Origin of the sequence: Acetobacter orientalis, from assembly GCF_000963965.1 — a bacterium.
Classification (GTDB): Bacteria; Pseudomonadota; Alphaproteobacteria; order Acetobacterales; family Acetobacteraceae; genus Acetobacter; species Acetobacter orientalis.
In genome coordinates, this window is the sequence record NZ_BAMX01000006.1 from 103,745 (window position 1) to 117,124 (window position 13,380).

At 54.9% G+C, this 13,380-nt stretch carries 13 protein-coding genes; all 13 read left to right on the forward strand.

The genetic code is table 11. The features are described 5' to 3' along the window. Positions 1-17: 17 nt before the first annotated feature. Positions 18-2,189, forward strand: a complete 2,172-nt coding sequence (locus tag Abor_RS02165) for an AsmA family protein (protein WP_048840193.1) — start codon at positions 18-20, stop codon at positions 2,187-2,189. Continuing rightward, positions 2,186-2,935, forward strand: a complete 750-nt coding sequence (locus tag Abor_RS02170) for an ATP12 family chaperone protein (protein ID WP_048840194.1) — start codon at positions 2,186-2,188, stop codon at positions 2,933-2,935. The genes Abor_RS02165 and Abor_RS02170 overlap by 4 nt, the downstream gene beginning before the upstream one ends. 306 nt (positions 2,936-3,241) lie before the next feature. Continuing rightward, positions 3,242-3,412, forward strand: coding sequence for a hypothetical protein (locus Abor_RS02175; RefSeq protein WP_158319712.1), 171 nt, complete (start codon positions 3,242-3,244; stop codon positions 3,410-3,412). An 87-nt stretch (positions 3,413-3,499) separates the two neighbouring features. Continuing rightward, a complete protein-coding gene (locus Abor_RS02180) occupies positions 3,500-4,006 on the forward strand; it encodes a Spy/CpxP family protein refolding chaperone (protein WP_048840195.1) in 507 nt (168 codons plus the stop codon). A gap of 114 nt (positions 4,007-4,120) precedes the next feature. After that, positions 4,121-5,515 carry a signal recognition particle protein gene (ffh, locus tag Abor_RS02185; RefSeq protein WP_048840294.1) on the forward strand — a complete coding sequence of 465 codons (1,395 nt, stop codon included), beginning with the start codon at positions 4,121-4,123 and terminating at the stop codon, positions 5,513-5,515. A 46-nt stretch (positions 5,516-5,561) separates the two neighbouring features. After that, complete coding sequence (gene rpsP, locus Abor_RS02190; RefSeq protein WP_048840196.1) at positions 5,562-5,912, forward strand: 30S ribosomal protein S16; 351 nt, start codon at positions 5,562-5,564, stop codon at positions 5,910-5,912. Between the two features lie 24 nt (positions 5,913-5,936). Beyond that, entirely contained in the window at positions 5,937-6,491 is a 555-nt protein-coding gene (gene rimM / locus Abor_RS02195; RefSeq protein WP_048840197.1) for a ribosome maturation factor RimM, read from the forward strand. Beyond that, complete coding sequence (trmD, locus tag Abor_RS02200; RefSeq protein WP_048840198.1) at positions 6,488-7,237, forward strand: tRNA (guanosine(37)-N1)-methyltransferase TrmD; 750 nt, start codon at positions 6,488-6,490, stop codon at positions 7,235-7,237. Before rimM ends, trmD begins: the two co-directional genes overlap by 4 nt. A gap of 14 nt (positions 7,238-7,251) precedes the next feature. Next, on the forward strand, positions 7,252-7,638 hold the full coding sequence (rplS, locus tag Abor_RS02205) for a 50S ribosomal protein L19 (protein WP_048840199.1): 387 nt from the start codon (positions 7,252-7,254) through the stop codon (positions 7,636-7,638). A gap of 251 nt (positions 7,639-7,889) precedes the next feature. Beyond that, positions 7,890-9,293, forward strand: a complete 1,404-nt coding sequence (gene leuC, locus Abor_RS02210) for a 3-isopropylmalate dehydratase large subunit (RefSeq protein WP_048840200.1) — start codon at positions 7,890-7,892, stop codon at positions 9,291-9,293. After that, positions 9,293-9,916: a 3-isopropylmalate dehydratase small subunit gene (leuD, locus tag Abor_RS02215; RefSeq protein WP_048840201.1), complete on the forward strand. Its 624-nt coding sequence runs from the start codon at positions 9,293-9,295 to the stop codon at positions 9,914-9,916. Before leuC ends, leuD begins: the two co-directional genes overlap by 1 nt. A gap of 18 nt (positions 9,917-9,934) precedes the next feature. After that, complete coding sequence (leuB, locus tag Abor_RS02220; RefSeq protein WP_048840202.1) at positions 9,935-11,053, forward strand: 3-isopropylmalate dehydrogenase; 1,119 nt, start codon at positions 9,935-9,937, stop codon at positions 11,051-11,053. Between the two features lie 168 nt (positions 11,054-11,221). Further along, positions 11,222-13,339, forward strand: coding sequence for a prolyl oligopeptidase family serine peptidase (locus Abor_RS02225; RefSeq protein WP_232015210.1), 2,118 nt, complete (start codon positions 11,222-11,224; stop codon positions 13,337-13,339). Positions 13,340-13,380 lie beyond the last annotated feature (41 nt).

Genomic DNA, 13,380 nt, shown 5'->3' on the forward strand with positions numbered 1-13,380 from the left:
AAGCAGGAGAACAGGCCATGCGGTTAAAATGGAAAATAGGGCTGCTGGCCGGTGCTGCTGTGGTGCTGGTTGGTGGGGGTAGTGTGCTGTCTGCCACCCAAGATGCCACATGGCTGCGTACCCGCGTTGCGGCCGCTATAGAGCAAAGTACAGGCCGCCAGCTTACCGTTGGCCATTTGCATGTGTGGCTACTGCCTTTCCCGTGGGTGGAAGCGCGTGATGTTGGGCTGTCTGGGGTTGAAGATGGCGGGCCAGATATGCTGCGCGCTGAAACGGTGCGGGCGCGCCTAGCGCTTGCCCCCCTGTTTCACCACCGCATTGTGCTGGATGATGTCAGTATCACCAACCCACATGTTGTATTGCGGCGCTTGGCCGATGGCAGGGCTGATTGGGCCTTTACCCCCAAACCTGCCAGCTTGGCTGATGCACAGACCACAGCCCCCTCCGGCCCGGCGGGTGGCCAACTACATTGGAATTTTGGCCTTACCAGCCTTCAGGTCAGCAAGGGTGATGTGCAGTGGCAGGACAGCCTGCACAACCGTAGCGGTTATGTGCCCGTTGAAAGCCTGAAGCTGAACCACCTTGAGGGCGAAAAACCCGCACTTGAAGCCATTTTACAGCGCGACAAAGGCCGCGTTACCCTTACGGCCCAAACTGGTCGCTTGGCCCCAGCGATGGCTGATAGTTTGCCGGTAGAGGCTAAGCTGGTGTTTCAGCTTGATGGCCACCCGGCTGGGCTGGCCCACCTAGATGGCACAGTGTCTGACCCTGCCGGAAAACGGGGCTATGCGCTCAGTTTTGGTGGCTCGTTAGGGCAGTTGCAAAATTTAGAGGTTTTCTTCCCGCATGCCGGGTTGCCGCAGGGGCAGAATATTTCGGTTGATGGGCTTATTGGCGGTGAGGGCAAGCAGCCCTTGCTGCAAAGTTTGCATGCACGGGCAGGGCAGGTTGACCTTACGCAGCTCTTGCCCGGGGCTACCTTAAGCCGCCTAACGTTAGACGCTAATAACCCAGATGAGGCCTTAGCTATTGTGCTGGAGGGTAAGCTGGGCGCGCAAAATCTTACGCTGCGGGGCGGCGTAGGTACATTGGCGCAAGTGGCAACTATAGCCCAAGACCCCCTGCATGCCACGTTGCCAGCAGACCTAACGCTAACCGATGGCGAGTCTAACCTGCATGTGTCTGGCACATTAGGGGCCGCACAGTCTGGGTTGGATGTGCATGGCGCATTGGCTCACGTGGCATTGGGTGAAAATAACCCGACACTTGAAGACCTGAAAATTGATGGCCACCTAGACGCACAAAATACGCTTAGCCTTGTGCGCAAACATACCGCGTTAGACATGATACGGGGTTTAAATGGCGCGCTTGATGTGCAGGCCCCCCATTTTGCCTGGCGTGGCCAAAGCTGGAGCGCTGTCGCAGCTCATGTGGCGGTACAGAATGCCCGCCTGAGCATAGACCCTATTAAGGCAGAAAGTGACGGTATACAGCAATCTGGCCATTTTGTTTACGATGCGGCTGGTGCTGTACCGCAGCTAGATGTCTCTGCGCGGCCTGTTTTGCTCCCGCTTAGTGTGGTGCAACAGGTAGTGGGGGCCCCAGCCCTTATGCGTGGCACGTTGGCACTTGTAGGCACAGTTAGTGCGCATGGGGGCAATGCCACAGCCTTACAACAAAGTGCGGTGGGGCATATTGGGGCTTCTGTTGTTGATGGCGAGATTGGCGGGGCGGCATTGCGCACGCTACTTGGCCCGCAGGTGCCCCTTAAAGGCAAAATGCCAGTGCGCTGCTTTGGCGCCCACCTGCAAGTGGCAGATGGTACCGCCACCTTTGACCTGATTGGGCTTGAGACAGATTTTCTGTCTTTGCACGGGCACGGCACGGTTGGGTTAGGCACACACACGCTTGACCTGCTCCTGTCGCCCCGGTTGGCGTTAGGGGGTGCCTCTGCGGGGTCTGATGTGCGGGTAACGGGCACGTTTGCAGCACCCGTGCCAAAAATGGAGCCAACCTATAGTGGGCAGTACGGCATTACCATTGGAGGGGATGATGGGGGTGGTGATAACTGCCCAACGCTTCTCTCTGCCGCGCGGGAAGGGGCGGCTGGCCCCACGGCCAAGGCACCAGAGCACGGTAAGGGTGGTAAAGTGATGAATATGTTGCGGGGTTTGGGTCTTTTTCAATGAATGAGAGTGTAAAGCAGCCAGTAGCAACACCGGCTGGGCGTAAACGGTTTTGGAAACATGCAGAGGTTGTACCTACCGAAAACGGGTATGCTGTGCAGCTTGATGGCCGCCCTATAAAGTTACCAGAACGCACCCCCTTATGTGTGGCAAGCCGCGCCTTGGCTGAGGCCCTTGCGGCTGAATGGCAGGAAGCGGGGCAACAGGTGGGTGGCCTGTTTAAGGCAGAAGACTTGCCGCTAACGGGTATTGCCGGGTCTATGCTTGAGCGCATACCCCAGCAAAAAGCGGGCGTGGTAGAAAGCCTGCTGGCTTATGCGGGTACAGACCTGTTGTGTTACCGGGCCAGTGCTGGCTCATCTCTTGCTCAGGCGCAGCAAGAGCAGTGGGGCAAGTGGCTGGCATGGTGTGCGAATGCTTTTGGGGCCCAATTTGCGGTGTCTGAAGGGGTTATGCCTATTGCCCAAAATGCAGAAACACTTGCCAAACTGCGTGGTGTGTTAGAGGCCGCTACTCCGGCAGAGTTAGCCGCATTGGCCGTGACTATACCCGCGCTGGGCAGTTTTGTTTTAGGCTTGGCCGCCGTAAAAGCCGACACCACGCCAGAAGCCCTTGCAGCCTGCGCCACATTAGATGAGCAAGCGCAAATGCAGCGTTGGGGCCAGGATACGGAAATAACCGACCGTATAGCCACCCTCACGCGTGATGTGGCAGATGCCATGCGCTTTCTTGCATTGGCCCGCCAGTAACAGGGCATTGAAATAAAGAATTTACGCCAGTCTGGCATGTTTTGAGATGCCAGACTGTGCACCTTGTTACTTTGGCGCGTACAGTGTGGCGCAGGGCTGTTGGTGTAGGTGCTGCAATGTTTTGGCCCTGTTTTACTGCGCACAGTGCCGGGCTTTTTTACAGTAAACTTGTTTGTCAGATATTTTATAAAAGAGGCGTGCTTTCTGCCACGAATTTGCCTTTTAGCCAGCGCATGTAAGGCCCGTAACGAAACAGCGTGAATCGGCCTGAGTTTATGCCCCACTAGGGGTTGGCATAAGGAGAGCATGATGCAATCTGATTTTGGTGCTGCCTCCGTACAGGTAAGCAAACCAGCGCGTTCTAACCGGCAGCGCCTACAGGCCCGTGCGGCCCATTTAGCGGCAACATGCGCTATGGGCGCGTGGTTCTTGCTCGGTATTATCCCGGTGGTTGTTATTCTTTACTCCATGAGTTGAGTAAAAATCTGCTAAGAAGACCCGCCTATCCGGCTCTTTTGCCGACTCTGCCGCAGGGTCTGGTATTTTTAGCAAAGGTTTGTTGTCATGAAGTACAGGAATGGTGTTCTGGCTGCCGCTGCCATGGTAGGGCTTTCGCTTGTGGCGTTGCCTGTTATGGCGCACCCCCACCACGGCGGGGCACCCGCAGCAGGCGGGCCGGGCGCACCTGTGTGGGGCGGGCCTTCCATGCTTGAAGGTATTGACCTGACCGCGCAGCAGCAGAAAAAAATTGATGCCATTGTTCAGCAGGCGCATGAGCAAGACCAGACCGATTCAATCCGTGATGATATTGGCCGCGTACACCGCCAAATTCAGGATTTGCTGAGCGAGCCCGGTACATTAGACCGTACCAAAATTACAGCCTTGCTCCAGCAGCAGGCCAGCCTGCGTGCCCAGCAGGAAGCCCGCCACCTTGATGTGGCCGAGCAAATTCATGACGTGCTGAGCACAGAGCAACTGACCCAGATTAAAGAGCGTCAGGCTAAAGTGCGTGACCTGATGGACCAGCTGCGTGAGCTACAGCACCCCACGCCTAAAGCTGCCGCACAGTAAAAACCAGAAGTTTCTTGACTCAGCGAGGGGGGTGGCTTAACCCCTCTCTTAATTCACAGGATCGCCACCTCGCGAGTGTTCGCGCAGTGGCGTGTTTTCTTATGGAGTGATGTAGTGTTCGAGGCTCTCTCAGGTAGGCTTTCCGGGGTTTTTGATGGACTCGCCAAGCGTGGCGCGCTGTCCGAAGCCGATGTTATGGAGGCAATGCGCGAGGTGCGTCTGGCTATGCTGGATGCAGACGTGGCGCTACCTGTGGTTAAAGACTTCGTAAACAAAGTTAAGGAACGCGCTGTTGGTGCTGAGGTGCTTGAAAGCATTTCTCCCGGTCAGGCCGTTGCTAAAATTGTTAATGACGCCCTGATCGATGCGTTGGGTGGTGCTGGTGCAGTGCCGCTTAACCTTAATGCAGTGGCCCCTGTGCCCATTCTTATGGTGGGTTTGCAGGGTTCTGGTAAAACCACCACCTCTGGTAAAATTGCGCTGCGCCTTAAAACGCGTGAGCGTAAAAAGGTTTTGCTGGCGTCTCTGGATACGCAGCGCCCCGCCGCACAGCTGCAGTTGGCGCAGCTGGCCGAGCAGGCTGGTGTGGTGTCTTTGCCAATTGTTGCTGGGCAAACACCGGTTGAAATTGCCCATCGTGCAATGGATACAGGCCGCCGCGAAGGGTTTGACGTTGTCATTCTCGATACCGCAGGCCGTCTGTCCATAGACGAAGCACTGATGGAAGAGGTGCGGCAGGTACGTGCTGCCACGCAGCCCGCCGAAACCCTGCTGGTTGTGGATGCCATGACCGGGCAGGACGCCGTAAACACTGCGAAAGCCTTTAACGAGGCAGTGGGTGTAACCGGTGTTGTTATGACCCGTATGGACGGTGATGCCCGTGGTGGTGCCGCCCTGTCCATGAAGGCCATTACCGGCGCGCCTATTAAACTGACAGGTTCTGGCGAAAAGCTGGACGCCTTAGAAGAATTCCACCCTGAGCGTGTTGCGGGCCGTATTCTGGGCCTCGGTGACATTGCTGGGTTGGTTGAAAAAGCGGCTGATACGCTTGACCATGAAGAAGGCGAACGCCTGGCCAAAAAAATGATGGCTGGTAAGTTCGACCTCGATGATTATGCGTCTCAGATCCGCCAGATCAATAAGCTGGGGTCTATTTCCGGTATCATGGGTATGTTGCCGGGTATGGGTAAGCTGAAAGAAGCAATGGGGGACAAAGAACTTGATACCTCCATTCTCAAAAAGCACCTGGCCATAATTTCATCCATGACCAAAGGTGAGCGGAAAAATCCCGCTATCATCAAGGCATCACGCAAGAAGCGTATTGCCGCAGGGTCTGGAAACACCGTTCAGGACGTTAACAAACTGCTTAAGCAGTTTGAAATGATGTCCGACATGATGAAGCGCTTTAACAAGCTGGGCGTGAAAGGTCTCATGCGCCAGGGGCTGTCTGCGCTCATGCCTAAAGGAATGGGTGGAGGGCCGTCTGGTGGCGGTCGTCCCTTCCGCTAAGCGGCCTGTTTCTCTGTAAAGTTTTTCTGGGTTTGGAGAAGTCTGAATGAGTCTTAAAATTCGTCTTGCCCGCGCAGGTGCAAAAAAACGTCCGTACTACCACATTGTTGTGGCAGACAGCCGTTCCCCGCGTGATGGTCGTTTCATTGAGAAAGTGGGTGCTTACAACCCAATGCTGCCATCTGACCATGCTGAGCGCGTGCGTCTGGTTGGTGAGCGTATTACGCACTGGATCTCTCAGGGTGCACAGCCTACCGACCGTGTAGCCCGTTTCCTGGGTAACGCTGGTCTGGCTCCTAAGCCTGCTTATGCAGAGCAGCCTAAAAAGTCTGCTCCTAAAAAGAAAGCTCAGGAACGCGCCGCTGCTGCAGCTAAAGCTGCCGAAGCCGCAGCCTAAGGCTAAAGCCGAGCAGATCAGAACATGCGTCCAGACCTTATCCTGATTGGCGTTGTGGGTAGACCGCATGGTGTGCGCGGCCTTGTGCGCGTGCATAGCTATGCAGAAGACCCCACAGCGTTAGAGGATTACGAGGTTTTGCAGGACGAGCAGGGCCGTAGCTGGTCTTTGCGTTGGCGTGGGGCCGATGGCGTGGCAGAGCTGTGCGATGCACAGGGCCGCCCGCTGGCAGACCGCACAGCAGCGCAGGGGCTGGTAAACACCCGCCTTTATGTGCCGCGTGCCGCCTTGCCTGAAACGGAAGAAGAAGAGTTCTACCATGCCGACCTGATTGGCATGGACGCTCTTGAAGCCGGGCAGGTGTTGGGGCGTGTTGCTATGGTGCATGACTATGGTGGCGGTGCCAGCCTTGAGCTGGAAGGCGGCCTTCTTGTTCCGTTCACACGCGCTTGCGTGCCAGAAATTGATCTTGCCAAACGCACCCTAACCATTGTGCGCCCGTCAGAAATTTCGGGTGAAGAAGGGCAGGGTGTTGGTAAGGCTGTATCTGGTGCGCAAAAGGCTGAGCATTCAGCATGAGCTGGCAGGCAACAGTTTTAACCCTCTTTCCGGAAATGTTTCCGGGGCCGCTTGGTCTATCATTGGCCGGGCGCGCGCTTGATGGGGGCGTATGGTCTTGCGCTACGCACGACCTGCGCCAGCATGGGCTGGGGCGGCACAGAGCTGTTGATGACACGCCATTTGGTGGCGGTGCGGGTATGGTGATCCGGGCAGATGTGGCAGATGCCGCGCTCTCGGCCATTGATGCCCCACAGGATATGCCACGGGTGTTTTTAACACCGCGTGGTTACCCGCTGCGCCAGAAGGATGTGAGCCGCTATGCGCAAGGCCCCGGTGTGGTGCTTATATGCGGGCGCTTTGAAGGTGTGGATGAGCGAGTGCTGAAAGCCCACTCAGTCGAGCAGGTCTCTATCGGAGATTATGTTTTGTCTGGGGGAGAGACAGCCGCTCTGGTTTTGCTGGATGCATGTGTCCGGTTGTTACCCGGCGTAATGGGGAGCGATGCAAGCGGTATTGAGGAAAGTTTTTCCGATGGCCTGCTTGAATACCCGCATTACACCCGTCCCGCCACATGGCAGGGGCAAGATGTGCCGGAGGTTCTGCTTTCTGGTAACCATGCGGCAATAGCCGCGTGGCGGCAAAAGCAGGCTGAAGAAATAACGCGGGAAAGACGGCCGGACCTGTGGTCTGCCTGGCTGGCTCGCAGGGAAAAGAATGAGGCTGCCGCCGGGGTGTCCGGTAAGGTACGCCAAACTGGGGTTTGAGGAAGGATACGGATATGAACATTATTCAGCAGTATGAAGCTGCCGAAATTGCGCGTCTGTCTGAAGCACGCGCCGTGCCGGAATTTGCAGCAGGCGACACCGTGCGTGTTTCCGTGCAGGTTGTTGAAGGTGAGCGTAAGCGTTTGCAGGCTTTTGAAGGCGTTGTAATTGCACGCTCTAACAAAGGCCTGAACAGCAACTTTACCGTGCGTAAAATTTCTAACGGTGAAGGTGTGGAACGTGTGTTCCCGCTGTACGCACCAACCATTGCTGAAATCAAGGTTGTGCGTCGTGGTAAAGTGCGTCGTGCAAAACTGTACTACCTGCGTGGCCGTAGCGGTAAGTCTGCTCGTATTGCAGAACGCCCACGTGACGTGGTTACACCGGCTGCTGCTGGCTAAAAAACAACAGGCTGGCCACCGTGCCACCTGTTGACGAAAAACCCGGCTGGGCGTAGGCCCGGCCGGGTCTTTGTGATAGTATGAAGATGAAGGCGCGGTTTTTCATCTCTCAGAACGTTCAGGTCTGTTTTTATCTGTGTGCCCCCGTGTTTGGGCAATTTGCCGCGCACTGTGCCGGGCTATAGGCCGGGTAAAATTTCAGGCCAGACCTTTCTGTGTTGACCGCACCATAGTCATGAAAGGGGAGGGCCATGGCGCCGCGTACGTTATTCGACAAAATTTGGGATCACCACGTTGTCGAGACCCTGCCGGATGGCACCTCTATCCTTTATATTGACCGCCACCTTGTACATGAGGTGACAAGCCCGCAGGCTTTTGAAGGGTTGCGCCTTGCTGGCCGCCGCCTGCGCCACCCAGAAATGACTGTGGCCGTTGTTGACCATAACGTGCCAACATCTGACCGTAGCCAGCCCATAGAAGAGCCGGAAAGCCGCAACCAGATTGAAACGCTGGAGCGCAACGTTAAGGAATTTGGTGTTCCTTACTTTCCGCTGCTGTCTGCCAACCAAGGTATTGTGCACGTCGTTGGCCCAGAGCAGGGTATTTCGCTGCCCGGCATGACCATTGTGTGCGGTGACTCCCATACCTCTACCCATGGGGCTATGGGGGCTTTGGCCTTTGGTATTGGCACCTCTGAAGTTGAGCATGTTATGGCCACGCAAACTATTTTGCAGCGGCCTGCTAAAAATATGCGCGTAACGGTTGAGGGCACACCGGGTGCGGGTGTGTCTGCTAAAGACATTATGCTGGCAATTATTGGCCATATTGGCACAGCCGGTGGTACTGGGCACGTTATTGAATTTGCTGGTTCTGCCATTCGTGGGTTGGACATGGCAGGCCGTATGACCCTGTGCAACATGTCTATTGAAGCAGGTGCACGCGCCGGGCTTGTGGCCCCAGACGACACAACCTTTGACTATATTAAAGGGCGGCCTTTTGCCCCAAAAGGTGCCGCGTTTGATGAAGCCGTTGCGTACTGGCGTACCCTCTCTACCGACGATGGCGCGCATTTTGATAAAGAAGTGAGCCTGCGGGCAGAAGATATTGCCCCGAGCTTAACATGGGGCACCAGCCCAGAAACCGTGCTGGCCATTACAGATACCGTGCCAGACCCGGTACAGGAAGCAGACGACGCCAAGCGTGCGCAAATGGTGCGTATGCTTGAGTATATGGGGCTGGAAGCCGGGCAGAAAATTGCCGGTACCCCCGTTGATGTCGTGTTTATTGGCTCTTGCACCAACAGCCGCATTGAAGACCTGCGCGCTGCGGCACAGGTTGCGGCTGGCCGCAAAGTGGCTGAGGGCGTGCGCGCCATGATTGTACCCGGCTCAGGCCTTGTAAAACGGCAGGCGGAAGAAGAAGGCCTAGACCAGATTTTTCTGGATGCCGGTTTTGAATGGCGTGAAGCAGGGTGCTCTATGTGCCTTGGCATGAACCCCGACCGCTTAACACCGGGCCAACGGTGTGCCTCTACCTCTAACCGTAATTTTGAGGGGCGGCAGGGGCCGGGTGGGCGTACGCACTTGCTCTCTCCCGCAATGGCGGCAGCGGCGGCAGTAACAGGGTGCCTGACAGACGTAAGGGAGCTGGCATAATGGATAAATTTACGGTTCTGTCTGCTGTGGCTGCGGCACTGCCCGAAGCGAACATTGATACAGACAAAATTATTCCGGCCCGTTTTCTCAAAACGACCCAGCGCACCGGGCTTGGCAAGCATGCGTTTGATAGCATGCGCTACAAGCCAGATGGGTCTGAAAACCCTGATTTTGTGCTGAACCAGTTGCCGTGGCGGCATGCTGAAATTTTGATTACGCATGATAACCTTGGCTGTGGCTCATCACGCGAGCATGCGCCTTGGGCGTTGCTCGATTTTGGTATTCGCTGCGTTATTGCACCGTCTTTTGCAGATATCTTTTTTAACAACTGCTTCAAAAACGGTATTCTGCCCATTAGCTTGCCGCGTGACGTGTGTGACGCCCTGATGGGTGATGCTGCAATGGGCAGCAACGCACGTCTTACCGTTGACCTGCCCCGCCAGGTTGTGATCCGCCCTGACGGGCAGGAAGTGCCGTTCGAGATCGACCCCTTCCGTAAGCATATGCTGCTTGAAGGTCTGGATGATATTGGCCAGACCCTTCAACATGAGGGTGAAATTAAAACGTTTGAAACCCAAGTGGCGCACGAACGCCCTTGGATGCCAAAAATTTCCATCGACTGATTGAGTTTGGAGAGTTTCATGACCAGCCAGCCAGCTAAAAAGCTGCTTATCCTGCCCGGTGACGGCATTGGCCCTGAAGTTATGCAGGAAGTACGCCATATTATTGCGTGGCTTGAAGCAAAGCGCGGTCTGTCTTTTGCTATTACAGAAGACCTCGTGGGTGGGGCTTCTCTGGCGCAGTACGGTGAGCCAATTCGTGATGACGTGATCGAGCAGGCCCGTGCAGCAGATGCGGTGCTGTTTGGCTCTGTTGGTGACCCGCGCTGGAACCATGTTGGCTTTGAAAAACGCCCAGAACTGGCCATTTTAAAGCTGCGTCAGGAACTGGCCCTGTTTGCTAACCTACGCCCTGCTAAAGTGTTTGATGCGCTGGTTGATGCCAGCACACTCAAGCCCGATGTTGTGCGCGGGCTTGATATTATGATTGTGCGCGAAACCGTGGGCGGTATTTACTTTGGTAACCCGCGCGGGATCGAAACATTGGCGGATGGCAGCAAGCGCGGCATTAATACAGAAGTTTATACTACTTCTGAAATTGAGCGCGTTGCCCGTGTTGCATTTGACTTGGCCCGTAAACGCTCCAACCGCGTGTGCTCTGTAGAAAAATGCAACGTGATGGAAAGCGGCCTGCTGTGGAAAGAGGTTGTTACAGACCTGCACGCCCGTGAGTATGCAGACGTTGAACTGACCCACATGCTGGCAGATAACTGCGCCATGCAGTTGGTGCGTAACCCGCGCCAGTTTGATGTGCTGGTAACTGGCAACCTGTTTGGTGACCTGCTGTCTGACCTTGCCTCCATGCTAACAGGCAGCCTTGGTATGTTGCCCTCTGCAACGTTAGGTGCGGCAGATAGTGCTGGCAAATGCCCGGCATTGTACGAGCCCATTCATGGGAGTGCGCCAGATATTGCTGGGCAGGGTATTGCAAACCCAATTGCGCAAATTCTCTCTTTTGCCATGCTGCTGCGCTACTCTTTTGATTACCAAGCAGAAGCCCAGTTGATTGAAGAGGCAGTTGCTGCGGTTTTGGCCAATGGCCTGCGTACAGCCGATATTATGAGCGAAGGCAAAACACGGGTTAGCACGTCTGAAATGGGTGCTGCCATTGTGAATGAGCTTGATAAAGCACAGGCTTAATGCCTTTTACGCCTTTAGGCTGTAAACGCGGCTTCTAAGGGGTTTTGCAGGCCAGCTCGTTATGGGCTGGCCTGTTTTTTTGGCTGGTAGCCACGACAGAGCTGTGTGCCTGCGTTATAAAATGTTTTTTAAGGCCACAAGTAGAGAACGGAAAAAGGAAACGTCTTGATGCGTTTGGGGTGTTGGATACTGACATGGGCTACATCAGCAATGGTTATGACTGGTGGCGCCGTTCATGGGCAGGCGCAAACACCCGATAACCAGAAAGACTATAGTTTTTTAAACGATCTGCACGGCAAGCAGGCTATGGAATGGGTGCAGCACCAGAACCATAAAACGCTCTCTATTTTAGAAAAAGACCACCGTTTTAAAGGGTTTTATAAAAATACGCTGGCCGCTTTGCAGGCCCCAGATAGAGTGCCGCTGCCACAGTTACAGGCTGGTGGTGTTTGGAATTTTTGGCAAGACGCGCACCACCCGCATGGGGTATGGCGGGCTACATCGTACCGTTCTTATCTTTCTCAAACCCCTAAGTGGCAGAGTAAGCTCGATATAGACGCGCTGGCTGCCAAAGAGCAGATAAACTGGGTGTTTGAAGGGGCCGAGTGCCTCGCCCCAGCGGCAGAGCATTGTTTGGTGCAGCTCTCTAACGCAGGAGAGGATGCCCAAACACTCCGAGAATATAATACTCAAACAGGGCAGTTTATATCTGGTGGGTTTGTTTTCCCACGGGCTAAGCAACAAGCCGCTTGGGTTGATGACAACACTGTTTTAGTGGCCCGCGCATGGGGGAATGATGGAGCAACCCTGACATCATCAGGCTATCCGTTTGTGGTAAAGGCGGTGCAGCGCGGTAAGCCCCTTGAGCAAGCCACTGAAGTGTATCGGGGCAGACCGTCTGACATGATGGTGGCCCCCTTAACTTTTACCGATGGTGATGGGCAGCGCCTTGTTCTGATCCTGCGTAATATAACATTTTTTGAAACCCGCTACGCCGTGTGGGACGGGGCGCACCTGAACTGGCTGGCCTTGCCCCCTAAAAGTGAAGTGCATGGCTTTGCAAAAGGCCGCCTGATTGTGTCTGTGCAAGATGACTGGAAACCAAAGGGTTTACCCGTTGTGCCTGCCGGTAGCTTGGTTGCCCTAGACCCCAAGGCCTTAGAGCAAGGGGTAGAGGTTATTTTTACGCCCGACCCGTCTCAGGCGCTTGACCAGGTGGGTATTACCAAAAATACGGTTTTAGTAACGTTGCTGGATAATGTGCGTGGCCGCGCTATGCGCTTTGAACCCGTGCAGCCGGGCCGCCCCTGGAGCATGGAGCCGCTTGATGTGCCGGATATGTCTTCGGTGCATATTGTGGCGGCTAACCCACAGTCTGAAACAGCTTTTTTAAGCGTGGAAAACTATCTGACCCCCCAACAACTGTGGTTAGTGGAAGAACAAGAGCAGCCTAAAAAAATAAAAGCAGAGGCCCCCTGCTTTAAAACATCTGATCTGGTGATGGAGCAGCTCTGGGCCAAATCTGCTGATGGAACGCATATTCCTTATTTTGCCGTGCACCGTAAGGCTATGGCACTAACAGGTGCTAACCCAACAGTGCTGAGTGCGTATGGCGGTTTTCAGCTTTCATACACGCCCACTTACATGCCCGAAGTCGGGCAGTTATGGCTCCAGCGGGGTGGGGTTTACGTGGTGGCCAATATTCGTGGTGGGGGTGAGTTTGGCCCGCAATGGCACGAAGCAGGGCGTAAAGCAGGCCGCCAAAAAGTGTATGATGACTTCGCCGCTGTCGGGCAGGATCTGGTGCAGCGCCATATTACCAACCCGCAGCATTTAGGTATTCGGGGCCGCTCGAATGGTGGGCTGCTGGCTGGTGTAGAAATGGTGCAGCACCCCACGCAATGGAATGCGGTTGTTATTGGCGTGCCTCTTTTAGACATGGAAAACTACGAAACTTTGTCTGCCGGGGCATCGTGGGTGGCTGAATATGGCTCTATGTCTGTGCCCGAAGAGGCTGAGTTTCTAAAGAAAATTTCTCCGCTTAGGCACCTAAAGCCAGAGGTGCATTACCCGGTACCCTTTATTTTTACCGCCACGAGCGATGACCGCGTTGGCCCACTCCATGCCAGACGCTTTGCCGCCAAAATGGAACGCTTTAAAAAACCGTTTTTTTATTATGAAGATATTGAAGGTGGGCACTCTGGTACTGTTAATGCGGCAGAGGTGGCACATGAGCGTGCGCTGGAGGCTGTTTATCTTTCCCAACGCTTGATGGATAAGCATTAAGAAGCCAGCCGTACAAAGGTGTTTTACGCAGCACACGTATT